Origin of the sequence: Prochlorococcus marinus str. MIT 1013 (assembly GCF_027359395.1) — a bacterium.
GTDB classification, from domain to species: domain Bacteria; phylum Cyanobacteriota; class Cyanobacteriia; order PCC-6307; family Cyanobiaceae; genus Prochlorococcus_B; species Prochlorococcus_B marinus_E.
On the sequence record NZ_CP114778.1, the window covers coordinates 1376787 to 1397525 of the forward strand.

The window sequence follows — 20739 nt, forward strand, 5'->3', positions numbered from 1 at the left end:
GTGAATTCACATCAATCTCAATTACCTTCCCCTGAAGTGATTTGGAAAGCCTCGAAAGAAAATGTTCTCTCAGGGAAAGGAAATCATAAACTCTCTGGAGCATGGCAATTAATGCTATTGGGTGATGGCAGCCCAACCAGACATCTCAAGCTTTTAACAGGGCATGAGGTTGCCATAAAAGTCATATCCATGGAAATGGAAAATAATGATCAAAATGGAGTCCCAGAAGAAGTCAATGAACTAGAGCCTCCTTTGCTACGAAGACAAGTTTGGCTTACATGTGGAAATTTAACCCTGGCATGGGCGGAAAGCTGGTGGAATTATCAAGAAGCAGAAAAACATCTGCAAAATAAGGATCAACCAATCTGGAAAAGCTTGACCCAAGGACGCTCCGAGCTTTTTAGAGAAGTTGATGGCTTGGGATTAGTTAATGCCAATTGGTTGAAAGCAGAATTTCAAGAAGATGGCCCTTTTTGGAGCAGGCATTATCGATTTTTTCGCCATCAAAAAGAATTAACTGTAATCAGAGAAGTTTTCAGCCCAAAGTTAGAAAAATGGTTAGGACCAATACCAAGAAAGGCTTTTTAACAACAACTAGTATTTTCTCCGACTAGATCTTGGTATGTTTTTTCTTCTTTGAGGAGTTCGCTCATCTTGAAAAGAATCGTTTAACTCGGGTACATTTTGCTTAAGTTCACTATCTTTTCTTTCCCACTTACTTAATTTAAAAGATTGATCATCTGGCCATTCATCCAATTCGCCTGAATTGCTTCTCCTTCCTTGAATCTGAGGTGGTAAAGCTTTAGGAGCTCTCAAAGAAATAGCAGTTAAGGGTCTTTTTGTATTGTTTATGCTTTCTCGAAGCGGTTCATCATCTAAATCTTCATTATCCAACCAATCGTCATCATCTTCAAAAAACCAATCAATTTTCTCTTCCATCCAACGACCAACTTTTTTGAAATTTGCTGAAGTCTCTTTATCTTGCCATCCTCCCCTTCTTTGACCAGGTCGATTACCTGCAACACCATCTACAACCTGTTTCCCAGTTTTTATCCATTGATCCATTCTGCGATCAAGAGGTGCTCGAGATCGCTGTCGAATTGGATGACGATTGTTATTAGAGCTCATCTTTTAAATTTAACGCTTTCAAACCAACAAGTGAATCTCCGTAAAGATGAAATTATTCAAAAATTAAAGCCAATTATAGAAAAAAATTATTTATTACTTTTAGATAAAGGTTCAAATTCAAGTAAGCATTTTTGATCCCATCTACCTCCAAAATAATTGTTACAACAACTTCGACAAGCAGCACCTCTAACAATACGCCGATAGCTAAAAGTTCTCTTACATGAAGGGCAAGTTGCCACCCATTTTGGGGCTTTTTTTGTTATTGGAAACGAATGACGAACTGTTACTTGGAAATCCGTTTGAGCGGAATTGATCTCTGCCATACGTTGATGAAAATTAGGCCCATGTGCTTCCTCAACTTTCAGAACGTGGTCAATCCAGGCATGAATCATTTCGTGGCACAAGGTGCTCATCAATGCTTTGTGGGGAAGATGTTCCAATATTGGTCTAGACAAAATTATTTCACTAGCTTTAACTCCGAAGAAATTCGTTTTACTTCTATAGATCCCAGCCGTAGTGCTCATGCGGCCATCACTCCAACGAAGAGAGACTCTGGGAACTTCATTCTCGAGCAAAGAGTTCTGAAAATATTGTCTGTTTAATTCAAGAAATAATGGTAAAACAGGTATTAAAGACATTGATGCCGAGAACTCGTTAGCATTATTATTCCGATAACATTCTGTCTAACTATCAATAACAAACAAGCTAATCTCATGGCTAATAAGTCAGAATCTTTAACTAAAAGGAATTAAAAAAATGGATAGTGCTCTTATCAAAGCAATTGGATTAAAAGCTCTCTTGGTTGGAGTTGGCGCACTTCTCCTTTTTTGGACTTTTAACGCAATCAAACTGGTCATAAGTGCTAGAGGTATTAATCCTCTTGTGAAAAAGTTTTTTGATCAGATTGCAGCTGGCCGAATAGATGGGGCTTATAGACTTACTACAAAAGCTTATAAATCACATGTCAATAGACAAGACTTCATCAAATTTTTGGGTAGCTTGCAATTAAATCGATATAGAAACTTGAAGTCAGGGCGGCCAAGAATAGAAGACAATCAAATAATGCTCACACTAAGCTTGAAATCAGAAGATAAGAAAAATGAAATGCCCCTAGACTTCACTTTTATTAAAATAAACGAAAATTGGCAAATAGATCGTATTGCGAAAGCCAATACATAATGAAGCGAAATGTGAGAAGTGAATTCAAACTTAAATCAACATTATGAACGTGCAAAAGAGCTTAGAGCTTTACTCAATAAAGCAAATTACTCCTACTATGTATTAGATGCACCCGAGATAGACGATGCTGTTTATGATCAACTATATAGAGAGTTAATTGAAATTGAAAATATCCACCCATCTTTAATTACTTATGATAGCCCTTCCCAAAGATTAGGAGGTGTCCCTTCTACAGGTTTCAAAAATGTTGATCATAATATTCCTCTTTTAAGCCTAGACAATGCTTTTAATGTAAATGAATTAAAAACTTGGTACGCAAGGATCAGAAAATTAATAAGTTCAGAAAATAAAAATTTCAAGGAAGATGATAATCCAGAACTAATTTGTGAATTAAAAATTGATGGGAATGCTATTTCACTAAGATATGAAAATGGGATTTTAACTAGAGCAGCAACTCGTGGAGATGGAAAAACTGGAGAAGATATCACTACTAATATCAGAACAATTTCTACAATTCCATTAAGTTTATTATTAAAAAATCCACCCTCTTGGATTGAAATTAGAGGAGAAGCTTTCATGCCTAATAATATATTTGATAAACTCAATATTGAGAGAAAAAATACTGATCAACCACTCTTCGCAAATCCTAGAAACTCTTGTGCAGGAACATTAAGACAATTAGATCCCAAAATAGTTGCATCTAGAAAACTTGACTTCTTCGCATATAGTATTTATTTACCAGACAATTGGGAGCCAAATGATAGCAATTTGAAAAAACCAAATTCTCAATCTGAATCACTTGAGTTTTTAAAAAGTATTGGTTTTAAAGTTAATACTGCTTATGAAACAAAAAAAAACTTAAATGAAGCAAATGCCTATTATAAGTATTGGGAAATCGAAAAAGATTCTTTAGCTTATGCCACCGATGGAATAGTAGTAAAAATAGATAAATTTGAGATACAAAACATCCTAGGATCTACACATAAAGCTCCAAGATGGGCCATAGCTGTTAAATATCCAGCAGAAGAGAAAGCGACTAAGTTAAAAAAATTAATTTTCCAAGTAGGTCGCTCTGGCGCTGTAACACCAGTAGCAGAGTTTGAATCTATTGAGCTTGCAGGAACATCTGTGAATCGTGCAACTCTTCATAATGCAAACAGACTTGAATCTTTAGATCTTCATTATGATGACACCATAATTGTGCGAAAAGCTGGAGAAATTATTCCTGAAGTTATTAGAGTTATAAAAGAATTTAGAACAGTTAATGCAAAATTAGTAAAATTTCCTGAAAACTGTCCAGCATGTGATTCCAAGTTAATTCAAGAAGAGAACGAAGCAATAACGAAATGCGTTAATTCTAGATGCCCAGCAAAATTAAAAGGTCTTTTGCGTCATTGGGTCAGTAAAGGATCAATGAAGATAGAAGGATTAGGTGAAAAGATTATTAATCAATTAGTAAATGAAGGATATGTACAGTCAATCGCAGATTTATACAAACTTGAAATTGATTCCCTTTTAAAACTTGAAAGATTTGGTGAAAAATCTGCAAAGAATTTACTAATAGAAATTAACGAGTCTAAAAACAAAAATTGGCACAAACAACTCTACGGTTTAGGGATACCTCACATAGGAGAAGCGAATGCTAAATCTCTTTCAACAAACTTTCATAGTATCGAGGAACTTAATACTGTTGCTAAGGAGTCACCTGAAAATATATCGAATATTTATGGATTCGGAAATGAGATGAAAGATGCAATAATTAAGTGGTTTGATGATTCTAATAATCAAACCTTAATTAAAGAATTAAAGGCAATTGGATTTTCTCTAAGAGAGAATTTAGAGTCAAACTACAATTCAAACCAATCCAATATTTTTCATGGTAAAGTTTTTGTCTTAACAGGAACTTTAGATTCGCTTACAAGAGATGAAGCAAAAGAATTGATAGAGAGTGCTGGAGGAAAAGTCAGCTCTTCAATTAGTAAAAAAACTGATTTCTTATTATCAGGAGAAAAAGCGGGGAGTAAATTAAAAAAAGCAGAAGAGCTTGGAGTAAAAATAATTAACGAAACTCAATTTAAGCTATTATTGTAAAAATGATTAGAATTTAAAAATGGATAAGAATCTAATCTTTTCTTTAATCAAAACAGAATGTGGACGCGCAAAATATGAAATGCTTGTTTCTAAAAAAGGTATCTTTAATCGCATAAGACTTTATTGGTTTATCGTATTTGCAGCGATTGAAGATTGGAATTTAAAAGCTGATGATTAATCTAATGATTGAGAATCCTGGTTGAGTTTTTTTGTTGAACGTAAAACTAAAATAACAACTAAAATAGTCGATAAAATACTAATTAAGCTCCAAATAAATGAACTAGTATCAGATCTTCCTGAGAGTACTGCACGAAAATTTGAAACTTTGAGTGCTAAGGAACCTAAACTGCAATATAAAATTGTGCCAGGTAATATACCAATCATTCCAAGAGTAAAATCACGAACTTTTACCTCACTCAAGCCATATGTAAAATTAAGTAAGCCAAATGGAAAAAGTGGAGAAAGTCTTGTGAGAAGAATGACTTTGAGACCCTCACGTTTAACAGCTTTCTCCATTATTTGAACTTTTGGAAAATTAGAGACTTTTTTTCGAGCCCATTCTTTTAAAAAAGTTCTCCCTAAATAAAAAGTTAGATGAGCTCCAATAAAAGCTCCCACAAAAACCACCGAACTTCCAAGCCAGGTGCCATAAAGAAAGCCAGACAACATGGAAAGCCATGAGCCTGGCAACAAAAAAGACACCCAAAAAACATACACCAAAGCAAAAACTAAAATTCCAAAAGGGCTACTTAAAAAAGGAATGAAATTATTAACCAGAATTTCTAAGTTGTCAGACATAGTTAAGAGAGTTCAATCCAATCCCATTAGACGCTCTTTGACTAGACGGACTTGCGCTTCTGACTCCGTTAAGTTTGCTCTGCATTCCTCAACAACCTCTTTAGGTGCTTTATCAACAAAATTTTTATTTGCTAGACGTCCAGAGAAACTTTCTATTTCCTTTTGTGCTTTATTTAAATCTTTTTCAAGCCTTGATCGTAAAGAAGCTATATCTATCAATCCTTCAATAGGAAGAACCACCTCTAGCTCTCCACTTACGCCGGCTAAAGCTTTCATAGAAGGTAATGATTTTGCTTCTTCTGGAGATAATATTTGGACTTCCTTAGCCTTAGTCAAAACAGCAATATCATTGATTGATGTTTTTAGAGTGTTTTGCAAGACTTCCTTGCCAGAGACCAACATGACAGGAACTTTTTGAGAGGGTTTCAACCCAGCAACTGCTCTTAGATTGCGAATCAATCTGATAGATGCAAATAAATCAGAAAAAGAAATCTCTAAATCAATATTCAAGTCTTGTTCATTTAATTTTGGCCAAGGCTGCAAAGCTAGGAATTGATCCTCAGCTAAACCAGTTAATCCATGCCAAAGCTCCTCTGTTAAATGAGGCATTAGAGGATGAAGCATAATCAAAAGATCACTTAAAACTTTGTATAAGATACTTTTCGCTATTTTTTGATCTAGTAATTCATCAGGAGAAAAATTTTCTGAAGTATTCAATCGACGTTTGATTAGTTCTAAATACCAATCACAAAAATCATTCCAAGCAAATTCATATAATCCCTTAGCTGCCTCTCCTAAAGCATAATTTTCATATCGATTAACAGTCTCACGATTGACTCGAGCAAGTCTTGATAAAATCCACTTATCTGATAATTGCAACTTCGATAAATCATATTTCTCCAAATTTTCAAAATCTTGACCCTCAAGATTGATAAGAGCAAATCTAGTTGCATTCCAAAGCTTATTAGCAAAATTTCTAGAGGCCTCAACCGTTACTGAAGTTTGATTTTGACGATCAAAGTCAAGACGTATATCTTGTCCAGCACCGGCAACTTCACGAACAAGAGCAAACCTCAAAGCATCTGTTCCATATCTTTCTATTAGTAATAAAGGATCAATACCATTTCCTGCACTCTTACTCATCTTTCGATTCTGCTCATCTCTAACAAGTCCATGAATATAAACGTCAGAAAATGGCATCCTCTCCGTAAAGACTCCAGCCATCATTGTCATTCTTGCTACCCAAAAGAAAATAATGTCAAAGCCAGTAACTAGGGTATTGGTGGGATACCAACGTTGAAAATCAGGATGAGTTTCATCAGGCCATCCTAATGTGGAGAAAGGCCATAATCCGCTAGAAAACCATGTATCTAGAACATCTTCATCTTGCTCAATTTTGACTGAATCTCCATATTGTTCACGTGCTAATTTCTTCGCTTCATCTTCTGTTCTAGCGACAATATACGGTGTTTCATTAACAACTTTATTATCTGTTTCACTAATCACAAACCAAGCCGGAATGCGATGTCCCCACCATAATTGTCTACTAATACACCAATCTCTGATATCAGTTAACCAATCTCGATAAACTTTTGACCATCTATTAGGAATAAATTTAGGTTGTCCTTTCTCAAAAAATTCAGAACAACTTTTTGCTAAAGGATCCATTTTGACAAACCACTGAGTTGACAACAATGGCTCTACTGGTACTTTCCCTCTGTCAGAAAAAGGGACACTATGTTTATAAGCTTCTATTTTGGTTAAAAGACCAATCTCCTTTAAAGAATCAATAACAGCTTCACGAGCATCAAAACGATCCAAGCCTTCAAATTGACCTGCATTGTGATTCATTGTTCCTTTTTTAGTCATGACTGTTATTTGAGGTAAGTCATGTCTCTGACCTATCTCAAAATCATTAGGATCATGAGCTGGAGTAACTTTGACACATCCAGTTCCAAAATCTTTATCTACATGAGGGTCTCCAATAATGGGAATAGTTCTGCCAACTAGAGGCAAAGTAAGTTGCTCACCTATGAGATCTTTATACCTTTCATCTGATGGGTTCACAGCAACTGCGACATCACCAAGCATCGTCTCAGGACGTGTAGTCGCTACTTCTAAGTAACTAATTTGTTTCGCACTTGATACAGATGATGTGACTAACGGATATCGAAAATGCCATAGATGTCCATCTACTTCTTTCATTTCAACTTCTAAATCACTCACAGCCGAACCAGAGGCAGGGCACCAATTCACTAAATATTCTCCTCTATATATCAATCCTTTTTCATATAAACGAACAAATGCCTCGGAAACAGCTTTACTCAGGCCCTCATCCAATGTAAATCTCTCTCTACTCCAGTCTACGGAATATCCTAAACGCTTTAATTGATCAACAATTCTTCCACCACTTTTTTCTTTCCACTCCCAAGCTTTTTCCAAAAAAGAAGCTCTCCCAAGATCACGACGATTTTTGCCTTCTTCCTTTAGCTGTCTCTCCAGAATAGTTTGAACCGCAATTGAGGCATGGTCTGTTCCTGGAAGACAAAGAACATTCTTTCCTTTTAATCTCTTATATCTGACAACTGTATCAATTAAGGCGGTATTAAAAGCATGCCCCATATGCAGACTACCTGTGACATTTGGGGGAGGAATAACTACGGAGAACGGTTCTCCAGGGGCTGATGGATCAGGTTTAAAAGCTCCTTTTTCTTCCCAAGCTTTCTGCCAGCGATTTTCAGTACCAACTGGATCATATGTTTTAGGAAGCCCTGAGGCTTCAGATAATTTTGTAGTTTTTGCCCGCTCGATCACAGAAAAAAAAAGTGTTTAATTTAATTTACTCATTCCCGACAAAAGTTTTACATCATTCTTGCTTTTCCTAAATTCAAATGTCACTTTTCACGTTCCAAGGAATCGCAACTATTGAGTCATGCCTTTCCCATGCAGCCGAAGATAAAGAAACCTTTTCACTTAAACCAATCGTTTGTAAGGCTTGAACTATATCTTTATCATCAATCTCCTTATCTATAGTTATGGGCATTATCAAAACTTGCGCTTCTGCAGGGTCAGCCATCACATGTAATGACAAATCTTCTAAAGCTCTTTCAAAAAATATGTTTCTCATTCGACTTGTTAAGGGAGAACCCATAGCTTGCGCAAACAATTCCAAGCTTTCTTTCTCTCCAGAAAGCCCACAATTTAAACTTAACCAGATTAAAAATTTAACCCAGCTATCCACGCTCCACAGTGGCTGAAAGCTATCTCGCTTACTATAAATTAATTCCATCAATGCAAATTCAAATGCTTTTGCTTGAATAGAAGTACGAGATATTTGTTCCATAGAAGACATTTTCTCCAACTACAGCCAAACTAGTGTTTATTGTTCATTATCTGTTTATTTGTCATGGATCTGAACGACCCTGAACTTGAGTTCTCCGATCTTGTCTACGCATATCAAAGCTGGATAATTGCTGTAATCAACGATGAAAAATTAAATAGTAAGGAAAAGTTGCTTACAGAAGAAATATCGGACGAGGCTTTAAATGCTATGAGATTCTTACCGGGCGAAGTAACTAGTGCCATTGAAACAAGTTTAGCTCGCGTCTATGAAGTTGATCCTGAGGAACTCTCGTCAATCTTGTTTCCAGAAGAATAAAGTCAATTCTCTAACTGTTTGAAGAAATTATTGAGCTTTTGAAAGTTTTCTAAAGCCTGATCCACATGGAGAAGCTTCTGCCCCTTTTGGCGTGCTAATTAGAAATCCACCTCCACTTAAATCACCAAAATAATTCAGCTTTAGACCTTGAAAAAATAGGACTTGATCTTGGCGAGCATACAAAGTAATCCCATCAGCTCTAGCAAGGGGAACACCATCATTTTTCCCTGGCCTAATTCTTATAAATTTCCATCCCTCTCCACACTTATCATCCAGTAGATCAATATGCATAACTCCTGGTGTTCCAGTAAAAGCAGCTTGCCTATTTAACTCTGCTACTGCTGTTGCTGAAATTTTTAATCCGGGGCCATTTTGCATAAATCAAGAATTGTTTAGATGGGCGATCCAGGGTTCGAACCAGGGACATCCTGCTTGTAAGGCAGGCGCTCTACCGCTGAGCTAATCGCCCATACAACTTTTAGTCGTTAGACTAATTCATGTACTTTATACCTCAAGCTGCTCTGTTGTTGAGAATTAATCATAATTAGATCAACTATTCAAAAAAAATCGTTTTCTGGGCGTAGTAACAAGCTCTCTCAAGACAACTAGAAATGACAAACACAAGCGAAATAAATTCAGAAGAAAAAATCGATAAGCTCCTTGGAGTGGTTTCAAAACTACGAGATCCAATCAATGGTTGTCCTTGGGATCTCAAGCAAACTCATCTCTCTTTGATCCCATATGTTCTAGAGGAAGCATATGAAGTTGCTCAGGCAATAAGAGACGATAATCCGAATTCATTAAAAGAAGAGCTTGGAGATCTCTTATTACAAATAATTTTGCACGCTCAAATAGCAAAAGAAAAAAACTTATTTGATTTGACAGACATCATTGACGTGATTACTGAAAAGCTAATTAGAAGACATCCACATGTATTTCAAAATAATGCAAAAGTTAGTATCAAAGAAGTGGAAGACTCTTGGGAAAAAATCAAGAATAATGAAAAGCCATTAAATAACTCAAAAAGCCCAATTAGTGACAGATTAAAATTAAAGATAAGGCCACAACCTTCTACAAAAGCAGCACTAATTATCTCCAAAAAAGCTGCAAAAAATGGATTCGAATGGGAAAAAAGTGATCAAATCTGGGATAAATTATATGAAGAATTAGAAGAATTAAAATGTGCATTAAAAGCAGAAAAATTGTCCGAAGCCGAGGCTGAAATAGGAGATGTATTATTTACATTGATAAATATTGCAAGATGGAATAAAATATCTATAGAAGAAGGGTTAGCAAAAACTAATCAAAGATTCCTAGAGCGATTAGCTTATATTGAAAAACATATAGAGGGGGAATTAAATTCCCAATCAAAAAAGAAATTAGAGAAATATTGGAAATTAGCAAAGATTAATCTCATGCATTAATATTACAATTATGAATCACAAACTAAATACAAGATCCGATTGGCTTGACGAGTATCATCAAGGCGTTAGATATGGACTCCAGGGAAAAATAATATTAGAAGAGTCTAGTCCTTTTCAAAAAATTACCATATATGAAAGCAAAAGATATGGCAAAGCACTATTACTTGATGATTGTTGGATGACAGCAGAAAAGTCTGAAAAATATTATCACGAATGTCTTATTCATCCTGCCTTGTGCTGTTCTACGCAAATAGATAATATTTTAATTATTGGGGGAGGTGATGGAGGTAGTGCAAGAGAATGTTTAAAATATAAAGAGGTTAAGTCTATCGATTTAATCGAAATCGATCTAAGAGTTATTGAATTAAGTAAACAGTATTTACCTACTATCGGAGAAAATGCATGGTCTGACTCAAGATTGAATTTACAAATCAAGAATGGAATTGATTGGGTAAAAAATACAAAACAGAATTCATATGATGTGATTATTATTGATGGTGCAGATCCTATTGGACCTTCTAAAGAATTGTACAGCAATTCTTTTCTTAAAGATTGCAAACGAATACTTAAACCAGGGGGGATTTTGGCAACACAAAGTGAATCGCCAGAATCTTTTCAGCAAATTCACATAAATATTGTCAAAGTTCTTCGTGAAATTTTTGACTACGCAGATCCAATTTATGGATCTGTATCCATATACCCAAGCGGTTTATGGAGCTGGACATTTGCATCTATGGAGAATCCAAAATACATGAATCCCAAAAAAAGTCGCGTGAAAGAGATCTCTGAAAATTGTCAGATTTGGAGTGAGCGATGGCAAAAAGGTGCATTTAATACAATTCCTGCATTCATAGAAAGAGAGCTAGCAAAAATATGACCAAATACAACCTAAAAGATCTATCACTATTTAATAACGATGATGCAATATTTATGGGAGCACAAAGGAGCATCGATCAGTGCAAAGTATCGCTGTTAGGAGTTCCTTATGATGGAACTTGTTGCTTTAGACCTGGCGCACGATTCGGTCCTTCTGCTGTTAGGGAAGATAGTTATGGAATTGAAACATATTGTCCGCAATTAAATTTAGATTTAGAAGATATAAACTTTGCTGATTTAGGCTCTTTAGATGTTCCCCTTGGAGATGCAAAGTTAACAATTGATTATATACAAGATGCGATAGGTATTTTACTTAAAAATAATTTAAAACCTCTTGTTATTGGTGGAGAACATTCAATAACGAGTGGAATTATTAAATCAATAATTACTAATTATCCTGAATTGATTATGATTCAATTAGATGCTCATGCAGACCTTAGAGATGAATGGTTAGGTAGTAAGTTTAGTCATGCTTGTACCATGAAAAGATGCATAGAAATACTGCCAAGTAAAAAGATCTTTCAAATAGGAATCAGAAGTGGGACAAAATCAGAATTTCATGAAATGAGCAATACTAAAAGATTAATTCAACATACTTTGGGAGAGAATGCAAAATATTTAGAAGAAGCTCTAAAAAGTTTTAAAGGGACACCAATCTATTTAACTTTTGATTTAGATTGGTTTGATCCTTCAATAATGCCGGGAACAGGCACTCCTGAACCCGGAGGCTATTTCTGGGGGATTTTGCAGCAATCGTAGATGTTATCAAGTCTCATAACTTAATTGGTGCTGATGTAGTCGAATTATCTCCCAAATTAGATAACTCTGGTATTAGTAGTATCCTTGCTGCAAAAGTTATACGTTCATTAATTATGTTACTGGACAAATAATCGTAAAAATTTTGCGTTTAATTCTCATTTATAACTAATATCTTTCCAAAATCGAGTTGTTGATGAACAAATTTTTCAGAAATTTTTGGGGAATTAGGTTCTTTTTTTATCCAATGACCACAAGCAACAACTGAAGCTATCTCAGAATGTATTTTTATCTTTCTAAGTTTACACCATGAAAATGAATCAAAATGACTTGAAACACACTGATTGCAGCTCATACAAGAACTTTTTGGAATCATTAAGTCTTAACCCAAGACTCATAGATTAGTAAAACTTTCCGGATCGAGCCACAAAGCATTAAATTTAGTTTTAGAAATTCTTATAGGTTCACGTTATTACTAGTGAATTTCTTTTACCGTTCAACAAAAAATGAAATTACTGCAAACTCCTCTTTACCAAGAATGCAAAAAGTTAGGCGGTAAAATGGTCCCTTTTGCCAATTGGGAAATGCCTGTTAGTTTTTCTGGGTTAATAGAAGAACACAATGCAGTAAGAAAAAATGTTGGAATGTTCGACATCTCTCACATGGGTGTTGTCCAATTAAAAGGTAAAAATATCAAGAGCGCATTACAAAATTTAGTTCCCTCAGACGTGTTTCGAATAGGACCGGGTGAAGCGTGTTATACAGTTTTTTTAAAAGAAAATGGAGGAATTCAAGACGATCTAATCATTTATGATCAAGGGATTTTAGATACAAAAGAAGAAAGTATAGTTCTAGTCATTAATGCCTCAAGAAAAGAATCTGACATTGAATGGTTGAGTTTAAATCTTTCTAAAAAGGAAATCACAATATCCGAATTCATGCCAGAGGGTGCATTAATTGCCATCCAAGGTCCAGAATCAATTCATACGTTTGAGAAAATTCTTCAAGAGCCTTTATCGGATTTGCCACGTTTTGGTCACAGAACTATTACTGCTAATCCGAATATAACTAACTCACAAGAATCAATTTTTATTGCACGAACTGGTTATACAGGAGAGGAAGGGTTCGAATTTTTATCATCGCCAGAAACAGCTAAGTCCATCTGGAAGAGTCTAATTACATCGGGAGTTACTCCATGCGGGCTTGGAGCACGAGATACGCTGCGATTAGAAGCTTCTATGCATTTATATGGCAACGATATTAACTTAGATACAACTCCCTTTGAAGCTGGCTTGGGTTGGTTAGTTCATTTAGAAATGCCTAATGATTTTATAGGTAGGAAAGCTCTAGAAAAACAGACCGAAGTTGGAACGAGAAAAAAACTTGTTGGTATCAAGGTGCAAGATAAAGGAATAGCAAGAAAAGGATATCCAGTTTTATATAACAGCAAGACTGTTGGGCAAATAACTAGCGGAACTTGGTCTCCAACATTGAAAGAACCTATCGCTCTTGCTTATGTGCCTAGCGAAATTGCAAAAATAAATACTCAATTGGAAGTAGAAATTCGAGGGAAAAATCATCCTGCAATAATCGTAAAAAGACCTTTCTACAGAAAAGGTTTTTGAGCAAGTAGAAACTGTGTTGTGCATAAAAGCCGGTCTTTGTGGGAAACTCATTATTCATGATGATTGAGAATTTCATGCGCACTAAGACTTGTGGAGAACTACGAGCTTCCGCAATTGGCGCAAATGTTCAACTATGTGGTTGGGTTGATCGCAGGAGGGATCATGGCGGAGTAATTTTTATTGATCTAAGAGACCGCTCTGGAACAATTCAAATAACAGTTGATCCAGATCAAGGTCAAAATCTTTTTAGCATCGCTGAAAGTCTAAGAAACGAGACTGTTCTTCAAATCAATGGATTAGTAAGAGCAAGACCTGATGAAGCTATTAATAGAAAAATCCCAACCGGTGAAGTAGAAGTCTTAGCTGAAAATATAAAAATTCTGAATGGTGTTACTACTACTCTACCCTTCTCAGTTTCAATTCATGATGAAGAGAGTGTTAAAGAAGAAATCAGGCTGAGGCATAGATATTTGGATCTAAGAAGAGAGAGAATGAATAAAAATCTTCGATTGAGACATAACACAATCAAAGCGGCTAGAAATTTTCTTGAAAACGAAGGATTTATAGAAGTTGAAACACCTATTTTGACTCGATCAACTCCTGAAGGCGCAAGAGATTACTTAGTCCCCTCACGTGTATGCGGTGGCGAATTTTTTGCATTGCCGCAATCACCACAATTATTCAAACAATTATTGATGGTTGGTGGCATTGAACGTTACTACCAAGTTGCACGCTGTTTTCGTGATGAAGATTTACGCGCAGACAGGCAACCAGAATTTACTCAATTAGATATTGAAATGAGTTTTATGGAGGAAAAAGAAATCATTGAGTTAAATGAGAAGTTAATCAAACACATCTGGGAAAAAATTAAAGGGATTGATCTACCAAATTCATTTCCAAGGATGACTTGGCAAGAGGCTATGGATCGGTTTGGAACTGACAGACCTGATACTCGATATGGAATGGAACTTGTTAACACAAGTGATTTATTTTCTAAAAGTGGATTTAAAGTTTTTTCAAATGCTATTTCTTCTGGTGGATGCGTCAAATGCATCACCATTGAGGATGGAAATAATTTAATTAGTAATGTAAGAATAAAACCAGGTGGAGATATTTTTAGCGAAGCCCAAAAGGCTGGCGCGGGCGGGCTAGCATTTATTAGAGTTAGAGATAATGAAGAAGTCGATACTATTGGAGCCATAAAAGATAATTTAACTACCTCACAAATAAAAGAACTCCTATCAAAAACCCAAGCAAAAGCTGGTGATCTGATCCTTTTTGGTGCAGGACCCACAAATATTGTTCATAGAACCTTAGATAGAGTTCGTCAATTTATAGCTCAAGATCTAAAAATCATTTCCGACAACGGACTAAAAACACAATGGAATTTTCTTTGGGTCACTGATTTTCCTATGTTTGAATTTAATTCTGATGAAAATCGTCTTGAAGCAATTCATCATCCCTTCTGCGCTCCTAAGCCTGAAGATATTGGTGAATCAGAGAGCTTATGGAAAGACAAATTACCCAAGTCAAATGCTCAAGCTTATGATCTAGTGCTAAATGGACTAGAAATTGGTGGAGGATCTCTAAGAATTCACAACTCAGAACTTCAAAAAACTGTACTTGAAGTAATTGGTCTATCTAGAAATAAAGCAGAAGAGCAATTTGGGTTTTTAATTGATGCACTTTCAATGGGTGCTCCTCCACATGGTGGAATTGCATTTGGACTTGACAGAATAGTTATGCTTTTAGCCAATGAAGATTCAATTAGAGATACTATTGCTTTCCCAAAAACACAACAAGCTCGTTGTTCCATGGCTAAAGCCCCTGCAAACGTGGAAAATCAACAATTAGAAGACCTCCACATAGCCTCAACTTGGATCGAACCTGATTAAATTGATAGAAATTAGGGGAAAAAACATTATCCTAAAGAGAAAATATGTAAATTTCTTGGCGTTTAGCTGGATCAAGGTAGCTTAAAGAATGATTGAAAAGTAAATGGCAAAATTTGTTTTCGTCACAGGTGGTGTAGTTTCAAGCATTGGCAAAGGAATTGTTGCCGCAAGTCTTGGCAGACTTCTCAAATCAAAAGGATACAGTGTTTCGATTTTGAAGCTTGACCCATATTTAAATGTTGATCCTGGGACAATGAGTCCTTTCCAACATGGAGAGGTTTTTGTAACTGAAGACGGTGCTGAAACTGATTTAGACCTTGGGCATTATGAGCGCTTTACAGATACTGCAATGTCAAGGCTAAACAGTGTCACGACAGGTTCCATTTATCAAGCTGTTATTAATAAAGAAAGAAGAGGTGACTATGACGGAAGAACAGTTCAAGTCATCCCCCACATCACTCGTGAAATTCGCGAAAGAATTAAACGTGTAGCAGACAATAGTGGTGCAGATGTAGTGATATCAGAAATTGGAGGAACAGTTGGAGATATTGAATCTCTACCTTTTCTTGAGGCAATTAGAGAATTTAAAGGGGATGTAAAGAGAAACGATGTTGTTTATGTTCACGTCACATTATTGCCTTACATCGGTACATCTGGAGAAATCAAAACCAAGCCAACACAGCACTCAGTAAAAGAATTACGTTCTATAGGTATTCAGCCAGATATTTTAGTTTGTCGCAGTGATAGGCCCATTAATGATGATTTAAAAAATAAAATAGGAGGTTTTTGTGGAGTCAATTCTGATGCGGTCATAGCATCCCTTGATGCTGACAGTATTTACTCAGTGCCATTAGCTCTCAAAGATGAAGGACTGTGCAAAGAAGTATTAGATTGCTTGGATTTGAATGATCATGAAAGTGATTTAAAAGACTGGGAACAATTAGTCCATAAATTGCGCAATCCAGGTCCTTCTGTCAAAGTTGCATTAGTTGGCAAATATGTACAATTAAATGATGCCTACTTATCAGTAGTCGAAGCATTACGTCATGCGTGTATCTCGCAAGATGCATCGTTAGATCTTCACTGGATCAATGCGGAGAACATCGAATCAGAGGGAGCAGAAAAACTACTTCAGGGAATGGACGCAATTGTCGTTCCTGGAGGTTTTGGTAACCGTGGCGTAAATGGGAAAATAGCTGCTATCAGATGGGCACGGGAGCAAAGGGTTCCTTTTCTTGGACTTTGCTTAGGTATGCAATGTGCTGTCATTGAATGGGCTCGTAATTTAGCTGGTTTAGAAGATGCATCTAGTGCCGAACTAGATCCAAATTCAAAACATCCTGTAATTCACTTGCTGCCAGAACAACAAGACGTAGTTGATCTAGGAGGAACAATGAGATTAGGAGTATATCCTTGTAGACTTCAAACCAACACAACCGGGCAAAGTTTATACAACGAAGAAGTTGTTTACGAAAGGCATAGACATCGTTATGAGTTCAATAATTCATATAGGACTCTCCTAATGGAATCTGGCTATGTCATTAGTGGTACTTCACCTGATGGTCGATTGGTAGAACTAATAGAATTAAAAAATCATCCATTTTTTATTGCATGTCAATATCATCCAGAGTTTCTCTCTAGGCCAGGGAAACCACACCCTTTATTTAGTGGATTGATTCAAGCTGCACAATTACGCGTACCATCCTCTCCAAGTGAGGCATTCAATCCACAATCAAAAATTATTGAAAAAAAATCTCTAGAACAGCAATAAATGGAACCATCTCTACCAGTAGTGGAATGTTTTCATTCTCTACAAGGAGAAGGAGAACATGCTGGTAGAAGCGCTTACTTCATCAGATTAGCTAGTTGTACAGTTGGATGTCCTTGGTGTGATACGAAAAATTCATGGAATTCCGAACTTCATCCACAACAAAGTTTGATAGATTTATCAATTAGCACAGCCAAAGCCCAAAAAGAAGGTGCAGCTTTTGTTGTAATCACTGGAGGTGAGCCATTACATCATAATTTGGATCATCTCTGTAAAGAAATTAGAAAATCTACACTCAATCTAGAGAAAAAATCTATTCCAATTCATCTCGAAACCAGTGGCATAGATAAACTCAGTGGTAACCCAGATTGGATAACATTATCTCCTAAACGTCATTCTCCTCCACGCATTGATAATCTGTTATCTTGCCAAGAATTAAAAGTTGTTATACAAAACGCTGAAGATTTACTTTTTGCTAAAAAAATGGCTGATTTAATAAAAAACAATGGAAAGATTAAACCTCAATTATTTTTGCAAGCAGGATGGGAAAATAAAGAGGGACAAACACTCGCAATCAAATTTGTAAAAAACAATCCTGATTGGAAATTAAGTATGCAAACTCACAAATGGCTAGGTGTACTCTAACCATCTAGATAAATGAGATTTTGCTTCATTAGATTTAAAAAAAATAATGATTGAACAGACAACAATTGCATTACTTTCCGGAGGAATTGATTCAGCTACAGCTGCTTGTATAGCTATGGAAGCTGAGCAAAAAGTGATTGGATTATCCTTTGATTATGGTCAACGACATCTTAAGGAGTTACAAGCAGCCGCAGATTTAGCAAAAGATTTAAATCTTGAGGATCACATAACAATCAAGATTGATTTATCTTCTTGGGGTGGATCCTCCTTGACAGACACGTCACAAATAATTCCAACTAAAGGAATAGAAAAAAATACTATTCCTAATACTTACGTTCCAGGTAGAAACACTATCTTTGTTGCTATTGGGTTAAGTCTTGCTGAAGCTCGTGGAGCCAATCGAATAGCATTAGGCATCAATGCAATGGATTATTCTGGATATCCAGACTGTAGACCGGATTATTTAGAGACATATCAAGAATTAGCTAACTTATCCAGCAGAGTAGGACGCGAGGGGAAAGGTATAAAACTCTGGGCTCCACTACTAGATTGGGAAAAAGCAAAAATCTTTAAAGAGGCATTACGCTTAAAAATTCCTATAGAAAAAACCTGGAGTTGCTATCAAGGTGAAAGTAAACCGTGTGGTAGATGTGATAGTTGTCGTATTAGAGATAAAGCATTAAAAGAAATAGGTCGTGAAGATCTATGTAGTCAAAATATCTAGTGAATAAAATTAAACGAATACTAATTCAGTGGGAATCACCTGAACTAGTAGCTCACAAATTGATTAAAGAATGGGGAGAGGCAGGATTTGTATGGCTTGATGGCGATGGGAGTGATTTAGGTCGATGGGTTACCTTAGGAATTAATCCCTTAGAGCAGTTTTGTTCTAGAGAATTAGAAATTTCAAAAAAGAACTCAAATCCTTTTAAGATTTTACATGAATTGCCGCCAGGGCATTGGACTGGTTGGCTGAGTTATGAAGCTGGATTTTGGACAGAGCCACAAAATCCATGGCAAACAAGTTCTATGGCTACTTTATGGATAGCCTCGCATGACCCTATATTAAAATTTGACCTTCAAAATAAAGAGCTATGGCTAGAAGGCAAAGATGAAAAGCGCATCTCAATTATGGAAAATTTTCTAAAAAGTACTTTTCATCAAAAGCTTTCCAAAGCTCACTCTGAAACGACAAAACAAACAGAACGCAAACATAGTATTCCCCTAGAATCTTGGGACTGGAAGTTAACAAGTCAAGAATATTCTGAAAAAGTTGATGAAATCAAAGAATGGATTGCGAAAGGTGATATTTTCCAGGCTAATCTAACTACATCATGCAAAGCCCCATTGCCAGAATCCATGCGTCCAATAGACGTATATTCAAAACTTAAAAAATGCTCCCCTGCTCCATTTGCTGGAGTAATTATCGGCGATCAGATGGCAAAAGGAGAGGCTATTATATCAACTTCACCAGAAAGATTTTTAAAAGCGTTACCCAGTGGTGAAGTGGAAACGAGACCAATCAAAGGAACTAGACCCAGAGATAGAGATCCAGAAAAAGATGCTGATTGGGCAGCAGAGCTTATTTGTAGTCCAAAAGATCATGCTGAGAATGTAATGATTGTAGATCTACTAAGAAATGATCTTGGAAGAGTATGCCAACCTGGTTCAATCAAAGTCCCTCATCTACTAGTTTTAGAAAGCTATTCCCAAGTTCATCATCTCACTTCAGTAGTTAAAGGTAGACTCAATACAAATAAAACTTGGGTTGACTTGCTTGAAGCGTGTTGGCCAGGTGGTTCCGTAACAGGAGCACCCAAGCTTAGGGCATGTAAAAGATTGTATGAGCTTGAACCAACAGCGAGAGGTCCATATTGTGGATCAATATTAAATATAAATTGGGATGGGGTCCTTGATAGCAATATTCTCATTCGATCTTTAATGATTAAAGAATCCTCTATTACTGCTAATGCTGGATGTGGAATTGTTGCAGATTCAGATAGTCAAAAAGAAGCTGAGGAAATGAATTGGAAATTAATGCCACTTTTAAAAGCATTAACATGACTGAAAATAAGACCGAAAAATTAGGCTGGATTAATGGTCACTGGGGAATCTTCAAAGATTTAAAAGTACCAATTAATGATCGAGGTCTCAACTTTGCAGATGGAATCTTTGAAACGATTTTCATTTTGAATGGAGTTCCGCAGCTTCTTAATGAGCATTTAAATAGATGGGAAAAGAGTGCAAGTATTTTAGAAATGAGTCCTCCACCATCAAAAGAATGGTTGATTTCACTCGTTGAAGATGGCATTAACCGATCACAATTAAATAATGTCAATGGAGTAATTCGTATTAATTGGACTCGAGGAGCATCAAAACAACGTGGAATTGATATCAGCAATACAAGCCATCATAGTTTTTGGTTGGAGATAGATTCTTGTCAACCAAATTTTGAATCTATATCTACAATAATTAGTCAAACTGAAAGAAGAAATTCTTTTAGTCGATTAAGTTATTGCAAAACATTTTCCTATAACCAAGGGATTCAAGCGCGCATAGAAGCAAAGAATGCAGGCTTTAGTGATGCAATATTATTAAATAGTCAAGGTGAAATATGTTGCGCCACTACAGCAAATATATTAGTAAAAAGAGAAAATAATTGGTTAACTCCACCATCTACTAGTGGTTGTCTACCAGGTATCATGCGTCAACGAGCAATTGATTTAAATATAGTAAAGGAGACACTTATTGAAGCCACACCAAAAGATAATGATGAATGGTTTTTAATCAATAGCTTAAGTTGTCGTCCAATTCAAAAAATAAACAAAAAAGAATTAAAAATATCAACTAACCCCAAAGAATTTTGGCTAAGTTTATTAAAAATCTAAAAAATAAT

Annotated in this window: 21 protein-coding genes, 1 tRNA gene and 1 pseudogene; 15 read left to right on the forward strand and 8 right to left on the reverse strand. The window is 35.9% G+C overall.

Annotated elements, in window-relative coordinates; all coding sequences use genetic code 11:
* The gene (locus O5633_RS08055) at positions 1 to 588 is read left to right on the forward strand and encodes a chorismate lyase (RefSeq protein ID WP_269609121.1); all 588 of its coding nucleotides are present in this window, start codon (positions 1 to 3) and stop codon (positions 586 to 588) included.
* Positions 589 to 594: 6 nt separating this feature from the next.
* On the opposite strand, the gene O5633_RS08060 is transcribed toward O5633_RS08055, so the two are convergent.
* Positions 595 to 1128, reverse strand: coding sequence for an RNA helicase (locus O5633_RS08060; protein WP_269609122.1), 534 nt, complete (start codon positions 1126 to 1128; stop codon positions 595 to 597).
* Positions 1129 to 1214: 86 nt separating this feature from the next.
* Positions 1215 to 1766, reverse strand: a complete 552-nt coding sequence (locus O5633_RS08065) for a SprT family zinc-dependent metalloprotease (protein ID WP_269609124.1) — start codon at positions 1764 to 1766, stop codon at positions 1215 to 1217.
* Between the two features lie 118 nt (positions 1767 to 1884).
* Here O5633_RS08065 and O5633_RS08070 point away from each other — a divergent pair, with 118 nt between their 5' ends.
* The 3 genes from O5633_RS08070 to O5633_RS08080 are packed head-to-tail and all read left to right on the forward strand — an operon-like array spanning position 1885 to position 4576.
* The gene (locus O5633_RS08070) at positions 1885 to 2307 is read left to right on the forward strand and encodes a hypothetical protein (RefSeq protein WP_269609126.1); all 423 of its coding nucleotides are present in this window, start codon (positions 1885 to 1887) and stop codon (positions 2305 to 2307) included.
* A gap of 18 nt (positions 2308 to 2325) precedes the next feature.
* Positions 2326 to 4398 carry an NAD-dependent DNA ligase LigA gene (gene ligA, locus O5633_RS08075; RefSeq protein WP_269609127.1) on the forward strand — a complete coding sequence of 691 codons (2073 nt, stop codon included), beginning with the start codon at positions 2326 to 2328 and terminating at the stop codon, positions 4396 to 4398.
* Between the two features lie 19 nt (positions 4399 to 4417).
* Complete coding sequence (locus O5633_RS08080) at positions 4418 to 4576, forward strand: hypothetical protein (protein ID WP_269609128.1); 159 nt, start codon at positions 4418 to 4420, stop codon at positions 4574 to 4576.
* Here O5633_RS08080 and O5633_RS08085 read toward each other — a convergent pair.
* The 3 genes from O5633_RS08085 to O5633_RS08095 all read right to left on the reverse strand — a co-directional run bounded on the left by O5633_RS08085 (position 4573) and on the right by O5633_RS08095 (position 8539).
* Positions 4573 to 5196, reverse strand: a complete 624-nt coding sequence (locus O5633_RS08085; RefSeq protein WP_269609130.1) for a TVP38/TMEM64 family protein — start codon at positions 5194 to 5196, stop codon at positions 4573 to 4575. The two genes, O5633_RS08080 and O5633_RS08085, sit on opposite strands and share 4 nt — an antisense overlap.
* 12 nt (positions 5197 to 5208) lie before the next feature.
* Positions 5209 to 8010: a valine--tRNA ligase gene (locus O5633_RS08090; protein WP_269609131.1), complete on the reverse strand. Its 2802-nt coding sequence runs from the start codon at positions 8008 to 8010 to the stop codon at positions 5209 to 5211.
* Positions 8011 to 8083: 73 nt separating this feature from the next.
* Entirely contained in the window at positions 8084 to 8539 is a 456-nt protein-coding gene (locus O5633_RS08095) for a protein phosphatase (protein WP_269611337.1), read from the reverse strand.
* 63 nt (positions 8540 to 8602) lie between these two features.
* Here O5633_RS08095 and O5633_RS08100 point away from each other — a divergent pair, with 63 nt between their 5' ends.
* Positions 8603 to 8854: a hypothetical protein gene (locus O5633_RS08100; RefSeq protein ID WP_269609133.1), complete on the forward strand. Its 252-nt coding sequence runs from the start codon at positions 8603 to 8605 to the stop codon at positions 8852 to 8854.
* A gap of 27 nt (positions 8855 to 8881) precedes the next feature.
* Here the strand turns inward: O5633_RS08100 and O5633_RS08105 are convergent, their stop codons facing one another.
* Positions 8882 to 9232 carry an AIR synthase gene (locus tag O5633_RS08105; protein WP_269609134.1) on the reverse strand — a complete coding sequence of 117 codons (351 nt, stop codon included), beginning with the start codon at positions 9230 to 9232 and terminating at the stop codon, positions 8882 to 8884.
* Between the two features lie 19 nt (positions 9233 to 9251).
* Positions 9252 to 9323: transfer RNA gene (locus O5633_RS08110), tRNA-Val, on the reverse strand.
* Between the two features lie 142 nt (positions 9324 to 9465).
* Here O5633_RS08110 and mazG point away from each other — a divergent pair.
* The 3 genes and pseudogenes from mazG (at position 9466) to speB (ending at position 12044) form a co-directional block, all read left to right on the forward strand.
* Positions 9466 to 10278 (forward strand): nucleoside triphosphate pyrophosphohydrolase, encoded by an 813-nt coding sequence (gene mazG, locus O5633_RS08115; RefSeq protein ID WP_269609136.1) that lies wholly within the window; start codon positions 9466 to 9468, stop codon positions 10276 to 10278.
* A gap of 10 nt (positions 10279 to 10288) precedes the next feature.
* Positions 10289 to 11155: a polyamine aminopropyltransferase gene (gene speE / locus O5633_RS08120; RefSeq protein WP_269609138.1), complete on the forward strand. Its 867-nt coding sequence runs from the start codon at positions 10289 to 10291 to the stop codon at positions 11153 to 11155.
* A pseudogene (gene speB / locus O5633_RS08125) lies at positions 11152 to 12044 on the forward strand (agmatinase). Before speE ends, speB begins: the two are co-directional and overlap by 4 nt.
* A gap of 17 nt (positions 12045 to 12061) precedes the next feature.
* Here the strand turns inward: speB and O5633_RS08130 are convergent.
* Complete coding sequence (locus O5633_RS08130; protein ID WP_269609140.1) at positions 12062 to 12265, reverse strand: metal-binding protein; 204 nt, start codon at positions 12263 to 12265, stop codon at positions 12062 to 12064.
* Between the two features lie 151 nt (positions 12266 to 12416).
* On the opposite strand from O5633_RS08130, the gene gcvT reads away from it, so the two are divergent.
* The 7 genes from gcvT to O5633_RS08165 all read left to right on the forward strand — a co-directional run bounded on the left by gcvT (position 12417) and on the right by O5633_RS08165 (position 20731).
* Positions 12417 to 13535: a glycine cleavage system aminomethyltransferase GcvT gene (gene gcvT, locus O5633_RS08135; RefSeq protein ID WP_269609141.1), complete on the forward strand. Its 1119-nt coding sequence runs from the start codon at positions 12417 to 12419 to the stop codon at positions 13533 to 13535.
* A gap of 74 nt (positions 13536 to 13609) precedes the next feature.
* Positions 13610 to 15430, forward strand: coding sequence for an aspartate--tRNA ligase (gene aspS / locus O5633_RS08140; RefSeq protein WP_269611338.1), 1821 nt, complete (start codon positions 13610 to 13612; stop codon positions 15428 to 15430).
* A gap of 103 nt (positions 15431 to 15533) precedes the next feature.
* Positions 15534 to 17201, forward strand: coding sequence for a CTP synthase (locus O5633_RS08145; RefSeq protein WP_269609142.1), 1668 nt, complete (start codon positions 15534 to 15536; stop codon positions 17199 to 17201).
* Positions 17202 to 17843 carry a 7-carboxy-7-deazaguanine synthase QueE gene (locus O5633_RS08150; RefSeq protein ID WP_269609144.1) on the forward strand — a complete coding sequence of 214 codons (642 nt, stop codon included), beginning with the start codon at positions 17202 to 17204 and terminating at the stop codon, positions 17841 to 17843.
* Positions 17844 to 17889: 46 nt separating this feature from the next.
* The gene (gene queC / locus O5633_RS08155) at positions 17890 to 18567 is read left to right on the forward strand and encodes a 7-cyano-7-deazaguanine synthase QueC (protein ID WP_269609145.1); all 678 of its coding nucleotides are present in this window, start codon (positions 17890 to 17892) and stop codon (positions 18565 to 18567) included.
* On the forward strand, positions 18567 to 19907 hold the full coding sequence (locus O5633_RS08160; RefSeq protein WP_269609146.1) for an anthranilate synthase component I family protein: 1341 nt from the start codon (positions 18567 to 18569) through the stop codon (positions 19905 to 19907). The genes queC and O5633_RS08160 overlap by 1 nt, the downstream gene beginning before the upstream one ends.
* The gene (locus O5633_RS08165) at positions 19904 to 20731 is read left to right on the forward strand and encodes an aminotransferase class IV (RefSeq protein WP_269609147.1); all 828 of its coding nucleotides are present in this window, start codon (positions 19904 to 19906) and stop codon (positions 20729 to 20731) included. Before O5633_RS08160 ends, O5633_RS08165 begins: the two co-directional genes overlap by 4 nt.
* Positions 20732 to 20739 lie beyond the last annotated feature (8 nt).

What these genes read in the sequence shown, in the direction of transcription:
- O5633_RS08165 (WP_269609147.1), top strand. Translation starts at nt 19,904, where the DNA reads ATGACTGAAAATAAGACCGAAAAATTAGGCTGGATTAATGGTCACTGG.
- aspS (WP_269611338.1), top strand. Translation starts at nt 13,610, where the DNA reads ATGCGCACTAAGACTTGTGGAGAACTACGAGCTTCCGCAATTGGCGCA.
- O5633_RS08070 (WP_269609126.1), top strand. Translation starts at nt 1,885, where the DNA reads ATGGATAGTGCTCTTATCAAAGCAATTGGATTAAAAGCTCTCTTGGTT.
- O5633_RS08130 (WP_269609140.1), bottom strand. Translation starts at nt 12,265, where the DNA reads ATGAGCTGCAATCAGTGTGTTTCAAGTCATTTTGATTCATTTTCATGG.
- O5633_RS08145 (WP_269609142.1), top strand. Translation starts at nt 15,534, where the DNA reads ATGGCAAAATTTGTTTTCGTCACAGGTGGTGTAGTTTCAAGCATTGGC.
- speE (WP_269609138.1), top strand. Translation starts at nt 10,289, where the DNA reads ATGAATCACAAACTAAATACAAGATCCGATTGGCTTGACGAGTATCAT.
- gcvT (WP_269609141.1), top strand. Translation starts at nt 12,417, where the DNA reads ATGAAATTACTGCAAACTCCTCTTTACCAAGAATGCAAAAAGTTAGGC.
- O5633_RS08065 (WP_269609124.1), bottom strand. Translation starts at nt 1,766, where the DNA reads ATGTCTTTAATACCTGTTTTACCATTATTTCTTGAATTAAACAGACAA.
- O5633_RS08105 (WP_269609134.1), bottom strand. Translation starts at nt 9,232, where the DNA reads ATGCAAAATGGCCCCGGATTAAAAATTTCAGCAACAGCAGTAGCAGAG.
- O5633_RS08060 (WP_269609122.1), bottom strand. Translation starts at nt 1,128, where the DNA reads ATGAGCTCTAATAACAATCGTCATCCAATTCGACAGCGATCTCGAGCA.
- O5633_RS08150 (WP_269609144.1), top strand. Translation starts at nt 17,202, where the DNA reads ATGGAACCATCTCTACCAGTAGTGGAATGTTTTCATTCTCTACAAGGA.
- O5633_RS08085 (WP_269609130.1), bottom strand. Translation starts at nt 5,196, where the DNA reads ATGTCTGACAACTTAGAAATTCTGGTTAATAATTTCATTCCTTTTTTA.
- mazG (WP_269609136.1), top strand. Translation starts at nt 9,466, where the DNA reads ATGACAAACACAAGCGAAATAAATTCAGAAGAAAAAATCGATAAGCTC.
- O5633_RS08095 (WP_269611337.1), bottom strand. Translation starts at nt 8,539, where the DNA reads ATGGAACAAATATCTCGTACTTCTATTCAAGCAAAAGCATTTGAATTT.
- queC (WP_269609145.1), top strand. Translation starts at nt 17,890, where the DNA reads ATGATTGAACAGACAACAATTGCATTACTTTCCGGAGGAATTGATTCA.
- O5633_RS08080 (WP_269609128.1), top strand. Translation starts at nt 4,418, where the DNA reads ATGGATAAGAATCTAATCTTTTCTTTAATCAAAACAGAATGTGGACGC.
- O5633_RS08100 (WP_269609133.1), top strand. Translation starts at nt 8,603, where the DNA reads ATGGATCTGAACGACCCTGAACTTGAGTTCTCCGATCTTGTCTACGCA.